Origin of the sequence: Pseudoalteromonas sp. A25 (genome assembly GCF_009176705.1) — a bacterium.
GTDB lineage: Bacteria > Pseudomonadota > Gammaproteobacteria > Enterobacterales > Alteromonadaceae > Pseudoalteromonas.
In genome coordinates this window covers 735,481-757,340 of record NZ_AP021846.1, presented here as the reverse complement: position 1 = coordinate 757,340, position 21,860 = coordinate 735,481, and the positions used below count along the sequence as shown (strand labels likewise).

At 44.0% G+C, this 21,860-nt stretch carries 9 protein-coding genes; all 9 read right to left on the bottom strand.

The features are described 5' to 3' along the window. Positions 1-424: 424 nt before the first annotated feature. Complete coding sequence (locus tag GDK41_RS03375) at positions 425-1,750, bottom strand: sensor histidine kinase (protein WP_152085091.1); 1,326 nt, start codon at positions 1,748-1,750, stop codon at positions 425-427. Then, positions 1,734-2,423, bottom strand: coding sequence for a response regulator transcription factor (locus tag GDK41_RS03370; protein ID WP_152085090.1), 690 nt, complete (start codon positions 2,421-2,423; stop codon positions 1,734-1,736). The genes GDK41_RS03375 and GDK41_RS03370 overlap by 17 nt, the downstream gene beginning before the upstream one ends. Positions 2,424-2,426: 3 nt before the next feature. Beyond that, positions 2,427-4,040, bottom strand: coding sequence for a cyclic peptide export ABC transporter (locus GDK41_RS03365; RefSeq protein ID WP_232056555.1), 1,614 nt, complete (start codon positions 4,038-4,040; stop codon positions 2,427-2,429). A gap of 254 nt (positions 4,041-4,294) precedes the next feature. Then, complete coding sequence (locus tag GDK41_RS03360; protein WP_152085088.1) at positions 4,295-5,071, bottom strand: amidohydrolase; 777 nt, start codon at positions 5,069-5,071, stop codon at positions 4,295-4,297. Positions 5,072-5,084: 13 nt separating this feature from the next. Then, positions 5,085-6,311, bottom strand: a complete 1,227-nt coding sequence (locus tag GDK41_RS03355) for a thioester reductase domain-containing protein (RefSeq protein ID WP_152085087.1) — start codon at positions 6,309-6,311, stop codon at positions 5,085-5,087. Between the two features lie 41 nt (positions 6,312-6,352). Beyond that, positions 6,353-7,120, bottom strand: coding sequence for an SDR family NAD(P)-dependent oxidoreductase (locus tag GDK41_RS03350; RefSeq protein WP_152085086.1), 768 nt, complete (start codon positions 7,118-7,120; stop codon positions 6,353-6,355). Positions 7,121-7,125: 5 nt separating this feature from the next. Next, positions 7,126-10,107, bottom strand: a complete 2,982-nt coding sequence (locus GDK41_RS03345) for a PfaD family polyunsaturated fatty acid/polyketide biosynthesis protein (protein ID WP_172971542.1) — start codon at positions 10,105-10,107, stop codon at positions 7,126-7,128. A 2-nt stretch (positions 10,108-10,109) separates the two neighbouring features. After that, on the bottom strand, positions 10,110-14,732 hold the full coding sequence (locus tag GDK41_RS03340; RefSeq protein ID WP_152085084.1) for a hotdog fold thioesterase: 4,623 nt from the start codon (positions 14,730-14,732) through the stop codon (positions 10,110-10,112). Next, the gene (locus GDK41_RS03335) at positions 14,722-21,477 is read right to left on the bottom strand and encodes a type I polyketide synthase (RefSeq protein ID WP_152085083.1); all 6,756 of its coding nucleotides are present in this window, start codon (positions 21,475-21,477) and stop codon (positions 14,722-14,724) included. The genes GDK41_RS03340 and GDK41_RS03335 overlap by 11 nt, the downstream gene beginning before the upstream one ends. Positions 21,478-21,860: the final 383 nt, after the last annotated feature.

Sequence of the window (21,860 nt, the reverse complement as noted above, 5' to 3'; positions counted from 1 at the left end):
CCAACAAAACACCAAAAGGACCGAATGGTCCTTTTTTGTTTAACGTGTGAGTTAGAAAATTAATACCAATCCGCTTAACTAACCTCAGCTGCACATAAGAGAATTTGCCCAATAAAGCTATTTCACTCACTCTCTTCGTTATTTTCATTTGTAATAGCTCGCTATTACTTCACGAAAATGCCTTGATAGTGAGCGAAATATCGTCATTGGATATTGAAGGGGTTGCAATGTCTCTCTTCTGAGCTATCAAAACTCTTATCCGCAGCTGAGGTTAACTAAGTGGTCTATTTTGAAGCAAGAAAACCTTGTCGATAGCAAGGCAAAAATTTCGTTATTTAGTTGTTCTAAATGAGAAATTTTTAACGCAGCTGTCGTCAGGTTTAATCCTTCAAAAGGATTAAGTGTTATTGCGGATTGGTATAATTCAATTGGCGGTACATGTGGCGTTGCTATCTTGACTGCTGATTGGCAACATTAAGGTTATTTTAGCGCCACCCAATGAGGAGTCACAGATCTCTAGTTTACCATTGTGACTATTTAAAATACTTGCCACAATCGATAAGCCAAGCCCAATACCGGGCACATTACGACTACTGTCTAATCGTAAGAATGGTTTTAACACTGCTGTGCGCTTATCCTCTGGTATACCAGCCCCATCATCTTCAACATCTATACAAACATATTTGCTCGTAGTGCGAGTGCTCACGCGTATGGTGCTAGATGCAAACTTACAGGCATTGTTTACTAAATTTTCAATGGCGCGCGTCAACAGTTTGCTATCGGCATTAACTAAAATGTCAGGCTGTATATGGTTAAGCGCATTAACCTTTGAATAAGCTGGTACGCTGCGACTGACTACTTTATTGACAATACTATCTAATAAACACGATTTTATCTTTGGCTCTGTGCGTGCGGCATTTAAACCTACATATAAAAACCAGTCATCAAGTAATTCGTCCAATGCATCTAAATCTTCATCCATAAATTGAATAGTCTCACGATACTCTTCAGCACTATTACAACTGCGAGTCATATCTAGCGCAAAGCGCAATCGTGCAAGCGGGGTTTTTAAATCATGAGAAATACCATTAAGCATATGTTGATGCTCTTCTAATAAACTTTCTATTTTTTCTGCCATGGTATTAAAGTGACTAGCAAGCACGCTGTAAGGCGCTGGCATTTCAGTGGGCACACGCAAAGACAGTTTACCTTGACCATAGGCTTGATAGGCCTTGAGCAATCTTTTAAGGTACTTTTTGTGCATGTGTACATAGCAATAAACAAACAGTGCCAAAACCGTTAAAATTGTCACCAATAATGATTGCCAATACAGCAAGTAAGCTTGCTTATCTATGTGCATTTTAGACATTTTTAACACTTGCTCGCCATGCTGATAGTAAGCAGTCACTCTATCTTGCGTCCAACCACTTATTAACTCTACAACACTTCCTTGTGCGGCTAAAACTGATAAATCCACATCTAGAGCCATTGCTTGCTCAGCGCTCAGCACATCAAGCTTATAGCCAAATTGACCTGACCAGTAGTTCAACACATCTTCACTGATAAGGCCTTCTTGCGCTTGCTTGTTGATAACAGAATAGATACCTTCCAAGATTGGCTTTTCTTCTTGAACACGTATATCAACATAATTGGTATCAAGTAAGATAACGGCGATGAAAATACTACAAATAAAAGCAGCGGCAGAATAGAAAAATAAACGTTTAAACATTTGGTTACTCGCGTAGTACATACCCCACTCCCCTAACCGTCTTTATATACTTGTAGGGAGGGACATTATCATTCATTTTTTTGCGTAAGGAAGAGAGTCTCATATCAATAGAACGGTCATGTCCATCGTATTCTATGCCTCTAACAGCAGAGATGATACTGGCTCTGTCTAAGATTTCCCCAGGATGTGACATCAAGTAATACATCAAGCTAAACTCAGCCTCAGTCAGCTCTACAGGCGTATCATCTAAATAAAAACTACGATTGCTGGTATTAAGGGTTAAATCTTGAATTTGAAATACTGACTTTCTGCATGTCGGTGCTTGACCGGCAAGGCGGCTAAGCGCTTTTACTTTTGCGACCAATATGTGGGGCCTGATTGGTTTAGTAATAAAATCGTGAACACCTAGCGCAAGCGCGTCGGCTTCTAGACACTCATCATTGCTTGCAGTCATCATAATGATAACCCCCGTGTATTCTGGGAGTATTTGCTCCAACACACTAATACCATTGAGCCTTGGCAGCATCATATCGAGTAAAATGACATCATAAAGTTCACTATTTACTTTTTCTAACGCCACTTGTCCATCAAATGCACAAGTGACCAAGTAACCTTCATGTCGCAGCACATGTGAGATCATATGACTCAAACGTTTGTCATCTTCGACCAATAAAATGCGCTTTTTATTTGCCATTGCCTACTCCTTGCAATTATCTAGTATTTTAAAAAATTGATTATTCTGTGTAATTTCTGCGGGCTTATTGTTTTTGTGCAGTATCAGCTGCCCATCCCTTAACTCCATTAAACGGTCTGCCGTGTGATAGTAGTTATCATCATGAGATACGATAATCACTACTTTACCCTGCGCTTTTAAAGAAGGCACGATTTCTTCATAAAATACTTTTTTAAATACAGGGTCTTGATCTGCAGCCCATTCATCTAACAAAACAATGGGTTTGTGTTCGATATAAGATTGGATCAACGCTAAACGTTTTCTTTGGCCTTGTGACAGGGTTGTTTTACTCCATTTACCCTCAATAATTTCCACCGCTTTGTCGAGTTTTAGCAACGATACCAGTTGCTGAAGTAACTGCGCATCTTCTGCTGACTCGTTAACCATGATGTGTTTAAATACCCAAAAATCAGCGGCAATTAGGCTCACACACTCTCGATAACTTGGCATATTATTGTCATCTACAGGAATATCGCCGTACGCTATCGAACCCTCAGTAGGGTTGTACAATCCAGCTAACATTTTGAATAAGGTCGATTTACCGCTGCCGTTACCGCCAATAATAAATGTAGCTTCGCCCGCTTTAAACTCACAATCAATTGGGCCAATTTTAAAGCCTTTTTCAGACTCCACTTGCGCTGCATACTGGTAGGTAATATTACTGAGTTTTAAATTAAGATTACTCCCCAAAGCAGCAACTTCTTGCGTCTCATCAACCATGTCATCCGACAGCTCTAGGCTTTCTATTTTTTTAAATGCCACTTTGGCTTCCATAAGATCCGTAGAAGCCTGTGTCACCTGCTCAATAGGTTCAAGAATAAACAACAGCGTTAGGATATAACCCACCACAACCGTTTTTTCTAGCCCCAACGTCATCCCTAGGTAATATAAAATCACACCTAAAATGGCAAACAAGATAAATTGTCCCCAATGCTCTAGCATGCCAAATAAGGTCAATGCACCTCGGTTGTTTTTTCTTAGCTGATCTAAAGTGCCGCGAATATCGGTTCTCACGTAGCGCTGACGTTTTGAATCTAAAGAGAGTTCTTTTTTTCCTTTTACAATCGCTTCATAGTGTTCCATGAGCGTATCTGCACACTCACGAATATTCTGTAAATATTTACGCGATAGCAAAATGATCACCGTAAAACTCAGCCCCGCAAATGCAATCAAGGCAAACACATACATCAGCGCTGTTAAAGATAGATACGCCATGTAAGCAATCGCACAAACAATGATCGACACATTGGCAACCATCTGCGGTAACACTTGGAAGAACTTAATCGCCGTATCAACATCTTTACTAAGTGTGGCATTCACTTTAGGTAAGCCAATACTCTCTACTTTTTCATAAGATGAGTCTAAAACCTTATCAACTAAGCGGCTGTGTATATCTCGACTCGCATTCACCACTAGGCGAATTTTAACAAACTCATTGAGTACACCAAGACCGAGTAAGACGCCAATCGTAATAAAAAACTGTTGCGCCGAGTATTCAATAGTCTCAACACCAGAGGTAAGCGCATCATTAATGATCTGCAATACATGCATACTAATGACACCTAATAAAATCCCCATTGGTAGGGTAAAAGCAAAATACCAAAAGTATTTTTTATAGAGGCGATTTAAGCTTTCCAATTGAATTCTCACTTATCCTTAAATTAAAACAACGGTTGCAAACATACTCAGCATCACAACTGGTTTGCGCAATCAAATACTTGTACCACAAATAGCAGGTAAATTTGGTAAGGGTTGGTAAAGATACAACGACTCGTGCCATTTGCTCAGTACTTCAAACTTGAAAAAAACGCCCATAACGGGCGTTTTAAAGCTTAAGCAAAGGTAAATCCATCTGCCTCTTGCAAGAATGGAAAACGGCTTCTCACATCTTTAAGCTCATTTAAATCAAGCTCAATGTTCAACACCACTTCCTGTTGAGCACCATATAGCAGCGTCTCTCCAAGCGGATCGACAACCATAGAGTCGCCACTATAAGCGATATCGTTACCATCCACCCCCACGCGGTTCAGCGCGACAACATAACTTTGGTTTTCAATTGCACGTGCAGGTATCAAGCTCTTCCACTGCGGTGCACGTACCTTCGGCCAGTTCGCTACGTACAATGCCACATCGTACTGACAATCTAAGTTGCGAGACCAAACAGGAAAACGTAAGTCAAAACAAATAAATGGTGCAATACGCCACTGGCCAAGTTGGAAAATAGCACGCTCAGTACCCGCACTATATTGCTCGTCTTCACCAGCAAATTTAAATAGATGACGTTTGTCATAATGAGAAACCTCTCCTTGTGGTGTTACCCACAAAAAGCGGTTTACGTACTCATTACCCACTTGCATCATCATGCTGCCACATACAACGGCATCTTGTTGTGCCGCTAGAGATTTCAGCCAGCTAACAGTTTCGCCATCCATTGTTTCGGCCAAGCCTGCAGGCTTCATATCAAACCCGGTTGAAAACATCTCTGGTAAAACGATTAAATCTCTATCAGATACTGTTTTTAAGTGCTGCTCAATTGCGGCACGGTTTGCGCCAGCATCTTGCCAAACCAAGTCTAGCTGTAACAGGCTTATTTTTAGTTTATCGCTCATATTTAACTTCCACTTAAGCGTCGTATAAATGTTCCATAAACACCTTAGCTGTGATCTCTTCGCTGATCTCTGCTATCGGGTGCTGTTGCGCTGGTGCTTTAATTAACCCTGCAGCCACACAGTGATCTAACAAGGTTGACATTAATTTAGCGTCCAGTTTAGGGCAGCTTACGCCAGTCCCTTCCAACAAAGCTTGTATACCTGATGTTTCATACTTTGCTTGCTCAGATAAATTATCATCATCACTGACCAATGCCAAAATATCAGTAAAGCTTGAGTGATAAGGCTTACCATTTAACAACATGCGGTCTTCGTGTAGCGCTTGGAAGTAATCATCACAAGGCACATTACGCACTTCGTAGCCATAAGCACGTAGCAAGTCGATAATCTCGTTGTAAGTAGGTGGGTTTGGATTTACCAAGTTGAATGTTTGACCACTTACAGTACCGATGTTCTTTACAACTTCTAAAGACGCTTTAGCCACATAATCTACTGGCGTGACATCAAAGTCATCGGTTGAGTGGAAGGTATAACCCGTCTCAACTAGCGCCCTTATCATCTCATAGTAGATACCTTTAACTGTGGTACCGGTTAATGGATAACGACCATTTTGACTGTCACCCCAAATGTTACCAGGGCGTACAATGGCCATTTGCAGGCCTTGCTTTGCCAAATCATTCAGTAATACTTCACTTTCAAATTTAGTTTGCTCATAGCCCATGTCTTTAAAGTGCTGACCATAATCAACTTGGTTTTCTTTTAGCACAAAACCCGTTTCATACAGCTTTGAGCCAATAACAGAAAAGCTTGAAGTATAAAGTAGAGGAATATTCGCTTGCATACATAGCTTGGCAATACGCTCTGTACCCACCACATTTTCTTCGCGCAAAGAAGGATATTCAGCAATTAAAGACAACTTAGCCGCACAGTGGATCACAACTTTTACTTGTGATACCAAAGTCGCGTAATCGTCATTACTTAGGCCTAATAGGTCTTTGCCGATATCACCATAAATAACACTGACACGTGATAATTGGTCAGTCACTGTGCCTTGAGGATCATACAGCTCAACCATTTCTAATACTCTACGACGTGCATTCTCTAAGTCTTGCTCACGAGACATGCAATATACTTTAGCATTAGTGGTTGCAAGCAACTCAGTTAAAATACGTCCGCCCAATACGCCTGATGCACCAGTTAATAAGTAATTATCTGGTAAAAACGCTGCGTTATTGTTCATCTTTCTTCCTTACAATTGTTCCATTGAGTTTCGCGTTTACGTTACATGGCCCCAACTCGCATGCCACCATCCACGGTGATCACGGCCGAATTGAGATAGTTAGTTTTACAAGTTGCTAAAAACTGCACGACTTCAGCGACATCTTCAGCCGTTCCAAAGCGCCCGATGGGTACTGTACGGCGTGCAAACTTGGCTTCTTCAGCATCAGGGATGCTTTCTTTTTCAAGAAATTGATTAAACATCTGAGTTTTACAAATACCTGGTGCCACACAAGTGACACAAATATTCATCGGCCCCAGCTCCTGAGCCCACGACTCTGATGCTTTAATCAAACCCGCTTTAGATGCAGCGTAGGCGGCACTGCCACCAGAGCCCCAAATACCGGCTACCGAGCCTATATTGATGATCCGACCATACTTTTGCCTCACCATGGCTTGGCTAAAAATGGTGGTGCAATTAAATGCGCCAGTGAGGTTTACATCAAATGTTTGCTGCGCTGCGGCCAAAGAGTCCTTTTTAAGACAAAACGCCTTATGCAATATCCCGGCATTGTTAACCAGCACTGTAATTGTGCTGTTCTCACGCTGCGCTAATTGATCATAAACCGCTTGCACGCTATCCACATCGGTCACATCCATAACAAACGTCAGTAAGCGCTCATCACCGTCTAACCAATGCTTAAGTGACGCCAATTTGTCTTCATTCAAATCTACAGCCGCTACCGTATAATTTGACGCGAGTAAGGCGCGGCATATCGCCGCACCAAACCCACCAGCAGCACCTGTAACAACTGCTATTTGTTGTATCATGCTTATCAAAGTCCTTTAGGGAATGTGATATCAATGATTTGTTTTGCGTTAACCATTGCAGGATAAATACGCTCTTCGAAGAACGAGACATCGTCTTGGTTAAGCATTAAGTTTGAGTACATACGTGATAGTGGCGAGAACTGAATGCCGTAACGCTTGCTGATCTCACGAATGATGATGTCACACATCTTCACTTTTGCTGTGTAACCTTCAGAGCGGTCTACTAACTCATTCTGAGAGTGGAACACCATCCCTGTCGGCATACCTTGTAGTACCAATGGCATGTCTGCAGCGTGTGCAGCCTTAACAAAGATATCAGCCATTTGCGACATCAAACCACCCATGCGGTCATAACAACCTGGCTCATTCTCAATTAGGTCAAATGTTGCTTTGATAGCAGCCAGACCCATAGGATACCCGTTGAAAGTACCCGCATGAATGATCTTACCTTTGGTGTAGTAATCCATGATGTCTTTACGGCCTACAATTGCCGAAATTGGTACTGCGCCACCACCTAGTGCTTTACCTAAAGTCGTGATGTGCGGCGTAACACCTAGTAATTTTTGTGCACCACCTAGACCAAAACGTACACCGGTGATTACTTCATCAAAAATCAGTACCACATTGTGCTTCTCACACGCCGCTTTTGCACGCTCAAGATAACCATCTTTTGGCAAAATACCGCCGCCGTTCATACAGATAGGTTCCATTAGTACCGCAGCAATCTCATGACCGTATTTCTCTAATGTCTGCTCTAAGATTTCTGGCTCATTCCAAGGCAACATAAATGTTTGGTCTTGTAATGTGTTAGGGAAACGACCTAGAGTGTCTAGCATGTCACCTTTGAACATTTCAGGCACTGGGAAGTCTGCAGTTTCTGGGTTAAAACGGCCCCCAACTACGTTATCTGCATTACCATTGTAGTGACCATGGAAGCGGATAAAGCGTGGTTTGCCCGTATAACCACGAGCTAATCGAATTGCATTTTGTACCGCTTCTGTACCACTTAAGCTAAAACGAACACGCTCCGCAGAAGGCACATTATCAATTAACTTTTGACACACTTCATACTCAAGGTCGAAGGTATCTACAGACGTTAATTTCTGCATGTTTTCGATTAAGATTTGGTTGTATTGTTCGTTGTTGTGGCCAACAAACAAAGCACCAAATTTACAGAATAAATCAAGGTGTTCATTGCCATCCATATCCCAAACGCGAGAGCCTTTACCTTTAACAAAAGGTACAATTAAGGCTCTTTCTGGATCTGCGAAGTTATAGTGTGCGCCACCTGGAAGTACTTCCCATAGTTTTTTGAAGTACTCTTTTGATTCGGTCAGATCTAATTTTTGATTTACTACTGTGTTCATTTTCTTTTGTTCTCCTTGAATAGAATCTTTCTTAATTTCTTCCTTTTGCGACTGCGCATCAGTAAATTCACTAAACTGCTGTAATCGGATGGGGAAGGTTCCATCTTGGCACTGTTCGATACCAGAAACGGAAAGTGTTTTTGCAATATTTACACGAGTTAAATATGCGGCGCAGTTAAGTAGATAGTTTGCTACGCTCTCAACTGTACGTGATGGTGCGCCCTGCAAATGAGTGTCTTGTAACCAATCATTATTCGACCCCATCGCTGGTCCACACCAAATTTGGTAATCGATGCGACGCTGCGCATCACCGGTAATTGCCCACTTAGATGACTGACCTAAATACCATTGAAATACCAAGGCCATCTTGCGCTTAGGATCTTGCTCTGCAGAATCAGCTATGCGCTGCAGGTTACGACTCGCAAAAAAGGCTTTGGTGTCATCCCAAATTTGCGCCAACGGCTTGTGGAACATTTGTTTTTCAAGCTGCTGTTGCTCGGCTTCTGGAATTTGCTCTAATGAGTCATAACGCTTATAGATTTGATATAACTTTTGCGAACGCACACCATACATAGTGCCTTTTTTCAAAGTTTGTACTTGCGCGCCCAACTCAAACATATCAGCAGAAGGTGACGACACAACATCCGCTATCGTAGCCCCGGTGAGCATTTCGCGTACTTGATCAGACGTTCCCGACTCAATACACGCTTGGTTGATTGACCCTGTCACCACGTAGGCGGCGCCCATCGCATAAGCCGCAGCCACAGCTTCAGGGCAACCAATACCACCCGCAGCACCGACACGTACAACATGCTGATAACCATATTGCTTGTGCAAACGAGTCGCTAAGCGCAGCATCTGTGGGAAGATACAAGTCAATGAGCCGTGATCGGTGTGACCACCCGAGTCAGCTTCAACGGTAATATCGTCAGCCATTGCTAACTGCTCACCAAGCTTGGCTTCAGTTTCTGTTAAATGGCCACTGGCCACCAACTTAGCAACTATCTTATCTGGCGCAGGCGCTAAGAATTTGCTTGCCACTTCTGGGCGAGAAATTTTCGCGATAACGCGTTGCGCAGGTACAACTTGACCATTAATGAGCTGTACGCCCTTCAAGCGGAAATAAACCAATGCGGGTGTTAAGTTAATATAAGCGGCGGCTTCTACTACTTTTACACCGTTGTCTAAACATAGCTGTACGACCCGCATTTCCCATTCAGGGTCTGCGGGGTTATGCAGCATGTTCATTGCAAAGGTTTTATCCCCTATCGCTTGCTTTATGTCACTAATGCTTTGCGCGATGCGATCAAGTGTTAAACCACCAGCGCCAAATGAACCTAACATGCCGGCATTGGCAAACGCGGCAACCATGCGTGCTGAGTGGATACCATTGGCCATCGCCCCACCCATGTAAGCGTACTTTAAGCCATAAGCTTTTCTAAATGCTTCACTACCTAGGGTGTTAGGTGTAACAGCAGGAATGGTGCCTGCCACTTCGTTAATTGAGATCTGATCGCCCACCAACTGGTTTAGGGGCATCAGCGTGCGTGTTGACTGTTTTGACCACACTGCCAAAGGCAAGTCTAATGTGGCCAAGTTGTCTTTGATTTGCGTTAACATCGTCATACCGTTTGCGCTCTCATAGTTAATATCGACTGCAAGTCGCCCTCGTAACACACATACATGTCGTCACATAAGCCAATCACACGTTCTTCATACAACACCTCAATAACCGCAGTGATCTCTAAGCGAGCTTGACTGGCAGACAGCTCAGTTACACTGATATCTTTGATGGTCATACGGTAGAACAGAGTTTCGTCTTGGTACTTCACTTCACCACGGAACTTAGCCGATGAGGCATGCCCAGATTTAGTGACTAACTTAACCCCCGGTAATTGCGGTAACTTTAAGTAGTACATGTAGAAAGAGAACAGCTGCTGACACCCTTCAACCGTAAAGGTACCTGGCACGCAGGGGTCATTTTTAAAGTGCGCATTAAACACCCAGTGATCTGTTGAAATATCAACTTCACCAAGCATTTGACCTAACTGCCAAGCACCACCACAAGGCTCAAACTGCGATACTCTATCAAGCATCCGATGGCATGGTCCGTACAGTGCAAGCGCGCTGTTATCAGCATACCCATCACCAAAACACTGCGATAATAGGCCCGAGTTTAGCGCCGCAATTTGCGTGCTATCAAAGCTTTGCTGCTGACTTAGTTTGGTTACATCAATTGGGTTGTGTTGCGGCTTAGCTGTAAAGAACACACCTTTGTTGTTCATGCTCTTGCCACTTTGCTTTTGCAAGTCTTCACGATAGAAGAACCCTGATGCCGCAACGAGCGTAAAACAATGACGCTCTGTACCATTTGGCGCTTTGGCAAAACAGTCGTACTCATAATCAATCAATACGTTGTTGCCCATCTTCTTAAATGACGTGATCCGAACCACACCACGGAGTATTTCACCCGGTTTAGGGAACTCGCCGTAGACGGTAGTTTCGCTGTTCACTGCGCGATAAGAATGCTGCCCTTGGAACATTTCGTCGCAACCAATGAGTGTGAATGCCACAATCATGGCATGTGACGACTCTAAAGATACAAACGATGGTACCTGCCCTTTTACCACGTACCAGTCATCTGGCGAGATGTCGTATTCCCAATGTACTTCACACGGTTTTAACTGACCACGCTCAGCGCTGCACGACAAAATACGAGAGACAAACATGTACGGCCATGACGGCATACGCGTACGCACAGGGTACTGATCTGCGGCGGCATAATCAGGCCCCAAAACATTGGCAATTAAGCCATCTGTGATCTCATGTAATTGCTGTTCGTTGAACATTGCACCATTTGAACGAGGCGATACCGGAATGTTTTTCACTTCTGGTGCTAAACGCCCGTAGCGCGGGTCAAGTAATACCGATTTAGCACGGCTGGTACTGTTTGCTGTAGGCACGATGTCTTCAGGCTGCTGCGCATCAAGGTCTGAGGCCAATAATGTCGCCGTTGCCGCATAGCTTGCACGCATTGCTTGTAAAAACGCACTGTGGGTTTTGGCATTTTGGGCAAGCTGAGATAACACTTTGTGCTGTGCTGTGCTAGGTAACGAAGTAGAACCCGCCACATTATGCACTTGAGGAACCTCTTGAGTACCCTCTTGAGTACCCTGTTGAGTGCTTTCTTGAGCTGACTCATGAACAGCTTCCACAACTGGCACAGGCTGAGTTAATTGCTCATCATTATGTGCAACTGGTATTGCTGGCGCACTGACCGTTTGCGCTGCAACACTACTTTGCACATCGTTTTTCGGCGCTTCAACTACACTGCTCTCAAGCGGGGCAAAACGTTCACGGCATGGCGCAAACTGGGCCATCGTTCTGTCATTTACCAGTGTTTCGGCAATGGTGTTTTCTCCAGCAACCCAGATTGTCTTAAACAGTCCTTTGGGCTTTTCATCTGATAAGTTAGCAAATAAGCTCGTTAAGCCTTTTTCTTCATACTTATCAGCGGCTTTTAAAACCATATGGCTATATGTTCTGTCTAAGCCCATACCACTGATAGCCGCATAACACAGCTCATCGCTAATGTGATTTTCATGACGAAGCACTAACCCCTGTTGCTGCACAGATATAGACTGCTGTTGCGACAGTTGCGGCACTGCCGGCAAACGCCTGCGGTACAAGTTAAGCGCTGTGCCAATCAAACTAGTGATATAAGATGCACCGTGCAAATGACCAACATGTTGCTTGATGTTAGACACCGTAACAGGCTTGCGTACATCGCCATAAACCGATAACAATCCTTGCTTTTCGGCTTCATCTTCAGCATCAATGCCACTGGCATGAACTTCTAAAAGCCCAATTTGCTCAACATCAACACCTGCTTTTGTCAGAGCCATATTAGCCGCTTTCGCAATGCTTGCTGAGTCAGGTACAAACGTTGTCCCATTGTCAACCGATTGCACAAAACTCAAAGCTTCTATCGTGGCATAAACACGGTCTTTATCAGTTACCGTATCGCTTGGTTTAAGTACCACAACTCCGCCACCTTCACCCAGTTTCCAACCTTTACTTTCAAGTAATGGCTTGCCTGGTTCAGCGCTATTTATCGGTGAGCGCTGATGAGCGAACATAACGCCTTCTGCGCTGCCACCGAAGCTACCTCCACCGACGATCACCGCATCAACCTGTCCGGCATCAAGCAGCAATCGCGCTACATCTATGGCTTTGGCAATTGAGTTTTCATGAGACTGCAAGGTAAACGCAGGGCCATTGAGTTTTAAAAGTGCTGAGATACGGCTAGATACGATATTACCGATCCCTCCCGTTACCCCCTCTACGGTCGGCTCTGGGAACAAGGCATCTTTTGTAATTGTCTCTAAACGTTTTAGCTCTTCATCTGTCAGTTCAATATTTGCTTTGGCAAGACTGTCTTTGAGTTGCCAAGCCATTTCGGTTCTAGCTTGATAACGTAAGCTATTCACATCATCATCACCGGCTACTATCACCGCTATGTTGCGCACTTGGCCATCACGCTCAAAACCCGCATCTAAAAATGCAGCTTCAGCAAGCGGCATAAGCGATAAGTGAGAAAGTAAGTGTAAGCCGGCCACATTAGGTGGGATTTTGTAACGCTGACAGTCAAAGATAAAGTTATCTAAAAATGCGCCTGTCGGAATTTCATTTAGATTGTACTTTTCTAACAACGATTTACATTGTTCAATACCCGACCAACGCTTTAAAGGCAACTCACTGAAGTTGTCTGCGCTTTGCTCAATTAAGGCGTCAAGTTCAACGAGTTCTTTGACCTTAGGTAAACAAGCGCTTAAGCCAACTATCGCTAAACTGCTTGGTGATTTTTCTGGCACTTCTTCAGTCACCGTTTTAATGGCATCTTCAGAGCAGATCACTAAGTGACCATTTACACCACCAAAACCAAAGGCGTTAACCCCCGCCACTTTGCCTTTGCCTTGAGCAGGCCATTTGATGGCAGAGCGAACAACCGAATTAATGGTTAATATGCCGGATTCGCTGCCCACAAAATCTTCGACTTTTTGGGTAGCGGGTACTTTGTCATGCTGCATAGCTAGCAGCACCTTAAAGATGCTGATCATACTAGACGCAGTAAGTGCATGACCAAAGTTTTGCTTGTTAGCACCAATTTTTGGTAAACGTTCGGCACCGAAGAAGCTGGCGATAGAGTTAAGCTCTACTTTGTCACCAACAGGGGTTCCCGTGGCATGACACTCAACATAATCAGGATAACGGCTCGCTTGCTCATAAGCGCGCGACAAGGCTAATTGCTGGCCCTTACTATCCGGCACCAACATGTGTTTCGCACCGGCATCGTTAGACAGACCGATGGCGTCAATCACACCATAAATTTTGTCACCACTGGCTTTGGCATCGCTGTAACGTTTGAGCGCTAACACCCCCACACCTTCGCCCGCTTTCAACCCACCTGAGCGTTTGTCAAAGGGCAAAGATTCTTCCCCCCTATCAGGAAACGCTTTGAGTACGTTAAAACCATGGTTGATATAAATATGGTCTGCTTGACACGTCGCACCAGCTAGCATGATATCCGCTTCACCTGCTTGTAAGTGTTTACAAGCAAGGCTAATAGAATAAATCCCCGAAGAGCATGCACCATCAATGGTGTACGTTGGGCCCTGCAGACCCAACGCTTGTGCGGTTACAACAGCATTGTGGCTACCAATCAATAAGTTATCAAAAGACCAGTCATGACCTTGCCAATACTTACTAAACGCAAAGTCTTCACGACCAATCAGCGTTTGAATATGCGGTGTCAAAATCTCATGGTACATACCACTGACCAATTGCTTCGCTGCATGGGTTGGCATATTGATGTTGCCAAGAACCAAGCCGGTGCGAGACAACAGCTCTTCAACATCGCTGCTGCCTGCATCTTTTAGTGCAGCGGCGGCTGCGTGCAAAGTCCATTGAAACACCTTGTCAAACTGCTGCAAAGTTTGCTGAGCAACGCGAAACCCGTTCAGTTCAAGATCTGACTTTCTTACATAGCCATTTTTGCTATAACCAATCTTATCAATCGTGCCTTTTTCTGGGTGCTTGTAAAGAGAGGGAGATACCCCGAGCTCTTGCTCACAGATCTCACTCGTTACGTCCGTTCCCTGTTCAAAGACTTTCCAGAGTTGCTCTGGGTTGTCAGCTTCAGGGAAAACACACCCTAAGCCGACAATCGCTATTTTATCTTTCATGTTCACTCACACCTTTCAATAACGCGTTTTCTGAAGCAGAAATCGACGCCAACTGTGTGTACTGGACTCCTGAAAGTCGATACGCTAACTCGCGACGCTCGTTATATACCGAAATATCAGATAGCAACGTTTGCTTGTTACAAGAGACCACGTCAACAGCCACATAAAAGCGCTCATCAAAATTAATATCACGGTGCTTTTCAATATGCTGTATGCCAAGCGGCAGACCCACAGTTTGCTTGTGATGACGAAGCCACAGATAAGGCACTTGCACAAAGATATCAGCGATAAAGCCGTTGAACTGTTTGATGTCATTAAACTGACCATGACCCACTTGCTGGCTGGTTAGCTGGCAAGATACCAACATCCCTTTTTCGTCATTCTGTATTACAGAATCAATACCTTGCAGTGAAGGACCACTAAATAAGTAGCCGCGCTCGCCGTTATGATAAACAGGGAATGGCAGAACCTTTTCACCTTGCAATTTAGCCGCATCTAGCTGCTCTTTGCTGGCTTCAGCTTTTGCAACCAAGGCGATACTAGCTTGATAATGCTTTAATGTTTTACCATCTTTAAGGCCTGTCACTTCAAGGCTTAAACTCAACTTACTACCTTGTTGCTTATCCGTTTTGATAACACACTCATAGTCATCGCTTTGTTTGCCATCAAACACGATGCCTTTTAGCACGGCAAAGTCATTGATTTCGCTTAAAGAGAAACCAGGGTAGAAGTTAAGACTCTGCTCTATCATCCAGTGCAAAGAGAACATTGCAGGGAACACGATATTGCCGCCTACCTGATGATCCGCAAGGCCCGGTGTTGCCGATGCAAGTAAAGTACGAGTCACTTTTTGTGGCTCACTGTATTTTACCGACACTGGTTTTTTATCAGCATGATAAGCACGACCACCAATGATCACCTGCGTCGCACTTTGTTGTGGCGCATCCAGCTCGCTCACACACGCAGCAAAACCCGTTGGCTTGTCAATCAGCACTAAATTGCGGCTTTCATAGGCTTTTTTCAGCACATCATTGACCATGCCACCATCCCAAGGGCCCCAGTTAATAGAGCGTACAAGGCAGTTTGGATATTGACGTTTGATCATATCTGCAGCACGTGAAAGCACTTCATTTGACATGGAGTAGTCTGTTTGACCTGCATTACCAAAGAACCCAGATACAGATGAGAACAGCAATACCGTTTCTAATTTGCTTTTATCAAGCAATGACAAAATGTTCTGCAATCCCAATATTTTGGTATCGAACACTAAAGCAAAATCTTCTAGTGTTTTGCGCTCAATTTTCTTATCTGCAAGGTTCCCCGCGCCATGGATCACACCAGTGATTGCACCCAGCTCTTTCTCAGCACTTTCAATAACTTGCCCAAGCGCTTCTTGGCTTTGTACATCGGCCGCATAATAACGTGCCGGGGCACCTATCTTGGCCAACGCATCCAAGGTCTCTTGGATTTCTTGCGTGCCTTTGGTAGAGCGAATTAACGCATCGACTTTTGCCGGAGTCATCGGCTCAGACTGTGCTTTTAAGTGTGCTATCGCTTGTTTTTTCAGCTGTGCATCATCGTTTGCACCTTGTGCCCACTGCGGCAGTGCTTTGAGCTCACTGCGTCCAAGTAATGCAAAGCTACAACGATAGCGTTTCGCCAACTCAATCACACACCCAGCTGTGATCCCTTTGGCACCACCGCTGACCAATAACACCGACTGCTCATTGAGCACTGGCGTGGCTGTTTGCTGCGTCACTTCATCACGCTCAAGTACCAGCACAGCACGTTGCGCTTTGCTCACACCCACATGACTTAAGGTACGGTCAGAGTCCGCAAGTTCTTTTGTAAAAGCCTCATTCATGGCTTTTTTATTCAAGCTTGCCTGCAAATCAAGGTGACGACAGTAAACGCTAGACCATTCGTAGTTTAACGACTTAGTTAACCCACTGAGGGCGCTGTTCAAAGTGCCACTTTTACCTTCCTCACTGGTACCGAACTGACCATCATTTAGGCCTACAGTAAAGAAGTAAGCAGGTACTTTTGCAGACTCAGCTTGTAATTTGGGCTGTAGTACTTTTGCCAGCATAAAGAGTGCTTTTAAGCTAAATACTTGTGCTGGGTCATATAAGGAATCTAGTGACTCTTGCTTAACTGCATCAGCAACATACAACACACCTGCAATCTTACGCTTGGTTTTAGACTCTACTTGCTCAACCAACGCGTTTACTGCTTCTTCTGTGCACTGGGTTAAGTAGAAGTCACTTGTCGTGTTCGTTTTTTTAGTACCCACTAACACACCAACCATATTCTGCTGATGCTGTTTGAACGTATCGTCAAATAACGTCAAGCTTTTCTTGGTATTTGCCAGCACTAACCATTGGTGATTTTGCTGCGGCAAAACTTCAATACGATCAGGATGTGCAATTGCTTCTACTTTAGCAACATAACGGCCTACTGAACTGGGAGACGCTGCAGATTTACTCTGCAGCTGGGACTTTTTTACGGCACCCTCCTGTGTGTCTGTAGACACAAAGAATCCGATTTGTTGAGTTTTCTTTTTCACGTCAGCGTCAGCAACGTACACTTCTTCTTTAGCTTCTTGTTTGACAGCTGGTTTTGCTTCAGCTGCTGGCGCTGCGTCAAGTGCGCCACCATCAATCGCATTTAATACTTCTTGAATTGAGTTATGCGCAAATTCAGCGATACGACGAATTGTGTTAAGGGCATCGAAGTTAACGTCACCATCGAGATTGTCTTCGTCCATACCATCGTCAGAATCTTTACCCCACAAACGCTCAAACAACGCAGCGAAGATTTCAATCCGTTTGATTGAGTCAATACCAAGATCTGACTCTAGGTCCATATCAGGGTCAATCATATCAGTTGGGTAACCCGTCTTATCACTCACGATTTCAACTAACAGGCCACAGATCTTATCAATGTCCAATGATTCAAAGTATGAACGTTGCTCTAAGTCCATTGCGCCACTATCAAGTGCAGGTGCTTCAGCAACTTCTGCTACAGGTGCTGCTGGCGCTGGCGTTTCAACCACAGGTGCAGAAGCAACAGGCGCTACTGGCGCAACAGGTGCTGAAGCAACCGGTGCTGATGCAACAGGTGCAACTGGCGCTGGAGTCGCTGGTGCCGTGGCTACTGGTGCAGAGGCTACTGGCGCAGGCTGAGCAACTGGTGCAACAGGTGCGGTGTTAACGTTAACGCTAGAAATGTCAGACACAGATGCAGTTGCACTTGGCTCAACTTGACCTAACAGTGCTTGTTGACTGCGGAAGTATTGCTCATGGTTAACATGATAAAGTGTCTGGTTCTTTTCAAGTACTGATAAGGTGTGATCAATATGGCCAAGAACTTGGTTAAAGCTATCGTGATTTCTAAACTCACTTAATGCATTTTGCTGATGGCTAATAACCGACGTAAGCATATTTAAATATTGCTGTTGGTTAGCCTGAAATTGGCTATGAACGTCGCTAAGTTGTTGTTGAGCTTGTAATTGTCCAGCAACGGCGCCGAACTGTGCATTTGTGTCGTTTTGAGACATGGTCAATTCCCTTGTGATCTGATTTTGATTTAAGTTTGAAGATGCCTGATTAAAGTGCGTAGCTTGATTTGCTGCCCACTTCACTTCTTGTAATTTTTGCTCTAACTGCTGCTCTAAATCTTGGTTAGCCAATTGCAGCTGTTTTAGCGCTTGATCTTTTTGTGCAATAGTTTGTGCAAGGTTTGCCTGTGCTAGTGCAACCTCTTGACGTACTTGTTCGTCAACAAATTCTTTAATTAAGCTATCGTCAGTGTCGCGTAACTTTTCCATTACGGCTCTGCGCTTAGGCGTTGCATAGTTACCACCGTCTAGCAAGATAGTCATCGCAGATTGCTTAGCAGGAAGTGGCTGTCTTAAGCGATATTTATCAATGTGCTTGAGCTCGACGCCCAATGACACCATTTGCGCAGCAGCTTTGTAGAACTGTGCAACCGTCGGTGCTGAAGACGATGGGTTAACGGGCACAACGGCAAACGGTTTATCACCCAGAATGTTTTTAACTAGGTTACTTAAAACACCTTTAGGGCCAACTTCTACAAATACTCTTACGCCATCGGCATACATTTGCTCTACTAACTCAACAAAACGTACTGAGCTGGTGAGCTGTGACGACAATGTTTCGCGCATTTGCGTTGATTGTTCGCTATACGGTTGAGCCGTTGTATTGGCATAAACAGGGTGTTTAGGCGCTTTAAATGGTATGAACTTTAGCACCTCAGAAAAAGCACCTTGCGCCTGTGCAATGTAGGGCGAATGAAACGCAGCATCGACATTTAACTGCTGACACTTAAGCTGTTTGGCCGTCAGTTTTTGTGCCGCTTGCTGTGCTTCATTTTCGGCACCAGCAAACACGGTTTGTGTCGGAGAGTTAAAATTAGCAACAACCAAGTTTTTATACTCAGCTAATACACTCTTTACCGTCTCACCATCTGCTTCAACCGCATACATCACGCCTTTTTCATCTTTATCTTTAAGTGCATTGGTCATCGACAAAGCACGCTCAACCGAGGCAAGATAAAGTTGGCTTTCAGACATGGCACCTGCGGCCCACAAAGCGGTAAGTTCACCGTAGCTGTGACCTGCAAATCGCGTTACTTGCAAACCCATATTACACAGTGTTTTGTAGTACGCAGCGGATATGGCACCTAGCGCTGGTTGAGTAAACTCAGTACGGCGTAACTTGTTATGCAGTGCTTGCTCTTTTTCCTCGCTGAATACGGGGACTGGGTAGATAGCCGTTGATAGTTTCTCACCAAGTTTTTTACGGATCTCTAAATCTGCAACACGTAAGGAGTCTCGAAATTCTGGATATTCAATAGCCAAGTCTCGGGCCATATTAAGATACTGTGAACCTTGACCTGGGAACAATGCAGCAACTTGGTTTTTATTTTCGACCAAACCCGTTGGGCGATAAAATGCACCAAGGGGGTGCTCAAATGCTTGTTCTGGTTGCTTGCTCAAAAGTGGTAGCACTTTTTCAAGTAACCCCGCAGCGTGTTGTGCATCGCCCGTTACCATGGTTAAGCGTGCATCACCTTGCGCAACCGTAATATTCTGCTGCTCAAGATGTTCACGAAACTTAACTGCACTTTCTTCAGAGCGCCAATCTGCAAGCGCTTGCTCAGCAACTTGCTGCAATTGCGCAGGTGTTGAAGCACTTAATACAACAACTTCTGGCAAAATTGACTGACGATAAGCGTCTGTATGCTCATCTTGAAACTCTTCTAAAATGATATGGTAGTTAGTACCACCAAAACCAAAACCACTGGTTGCTGCACAACGTGGTTTTTTACCATCTTTCTTCACCCAAGGTCTTGCTTCGGCACTGATATAAAAAGGGTTTTTCTCATCAGCAAAAAACTTATTAGGCGTAGTCACATTGATTGTTGGTGGTAGCACTTTATGATGCAGCGCTTGCGACACTTTAATCAACGAAGCCGCACCGGCAGCACATCGCGCGTGACCAATTTGAGACTTGATACTACCAACAGCTATCGACTGCGGTGCAATATCATAGTTACCAAATACCATCCCCAAACTGCGCAGTTCTGTTTCATCACCAGAAGCGGTGCCCGTGCCATGCGCCTCAATCAGCTCAATGTCTTCTGGCGAGATAGCCGTTCTATTGTAACTACGCTCCAGTGCAAAAACCTGACCTTGATCTCGTGGCGCAAACACACTTTTCGCTTTACCGTCACTTGATGCTTCAACTGACTTAATCACTGAGTAAATTCTATCGCCATCGGCCACAGCATCACTCAAACGTTTTAGCACCACCAAGCCTACGCCATCGCCTAGCAGCATACCATCAGCTTGTTCATCAAATGGACGACAGATCCCCGCCTTTGAAAGCGCAGGTGTTTTTGAAAAACATAAGAATGAGAAGATAGAGTTCTCTAAGTTAACACCACCGGTTAATACTGCGTCGCAACTACCCATTCTTAGTTCATTGACTGCTGACTTGATTGCAGCATGGCTACTACCACACGCCGCATCAACCATGTTAGAAGTACCGCCAAAGTCAAAGTAACTTGCAATACGACCACAGGCTACGTTGCCTAAAAAGCCAGGGAAACTGTCTTCGTTCCAGCCGATGTAACACTCATTGAGCTTGTCAACCACAGTATCAACTACATTGCTTGGTATACCTTGGCTTACCATCGCACTGCGTACCATCGGCGTTTGGTTACGCGCAAGCAGTGAGAAAGCGGTGTTACCGTTACCTGCACCACCTAGAATAACCCCAACTTTAGAGCGATCTAAGCTGCTGCTTTCTTTCAACAAATTCGCATCTTCAATCGCCCTTTTGGCAACATGCAGCGCAAACAACTGTGCAGTACTAATCGACTCGATCAACACCGGGGGGATCTTAAATTCTATTGGGTCAAAGGCGATAGGTTTAATAAACCCAGCCTTAAACATATAGGTTTTATCAACTTTGCTAGGATCCGGATCGTAGTACGCATCTTTGTCCCAGTAGGTCATGTTGTCTTTTTCATCAACACTGGTCATCGCGTCTTTTTTCTGGCAAATGTTGCTCCAGAAATCATACAGATTATCAGCATCAGGAAATTGGCTCGCCATGCCTACAATGGCGATTGGTTCATCCTCATACGTTTTAGATTGGCTTTGCGTATTCGGTTTAGCTTTTGCTTTAGCTTTTGTAGGCGACTTCTTGGTGACCATATCACTCGTCCTTTTTAAAAAAATTAGTGAAGTCAAAAAATTCCTTTTTTGATTGCGAAACCATTTAAATTAAGTGCATAAACACCCAAACCAGTCGAAATCAAAATACTACGCAGGAACGACAAATGTTTAACATTTGTTACACATGAGAACACTTTTTGTCGGCAAAATGAAGACAAAAAATATGAATTTTTTTATACACAAAATAATTCCATTAGTTTTTATGTGGTTACATATGAATTTATTTATTTTCCTAAAAATAGAACGCTTACACCGACTTTACACGCCTTACATTAGCTAAATCCAGCTATGAGAAAACAACCAAAAGCCAACAAAATAGACAAAACAAATATATTAAATTCAATAGCTTAAATAAAAAAAAC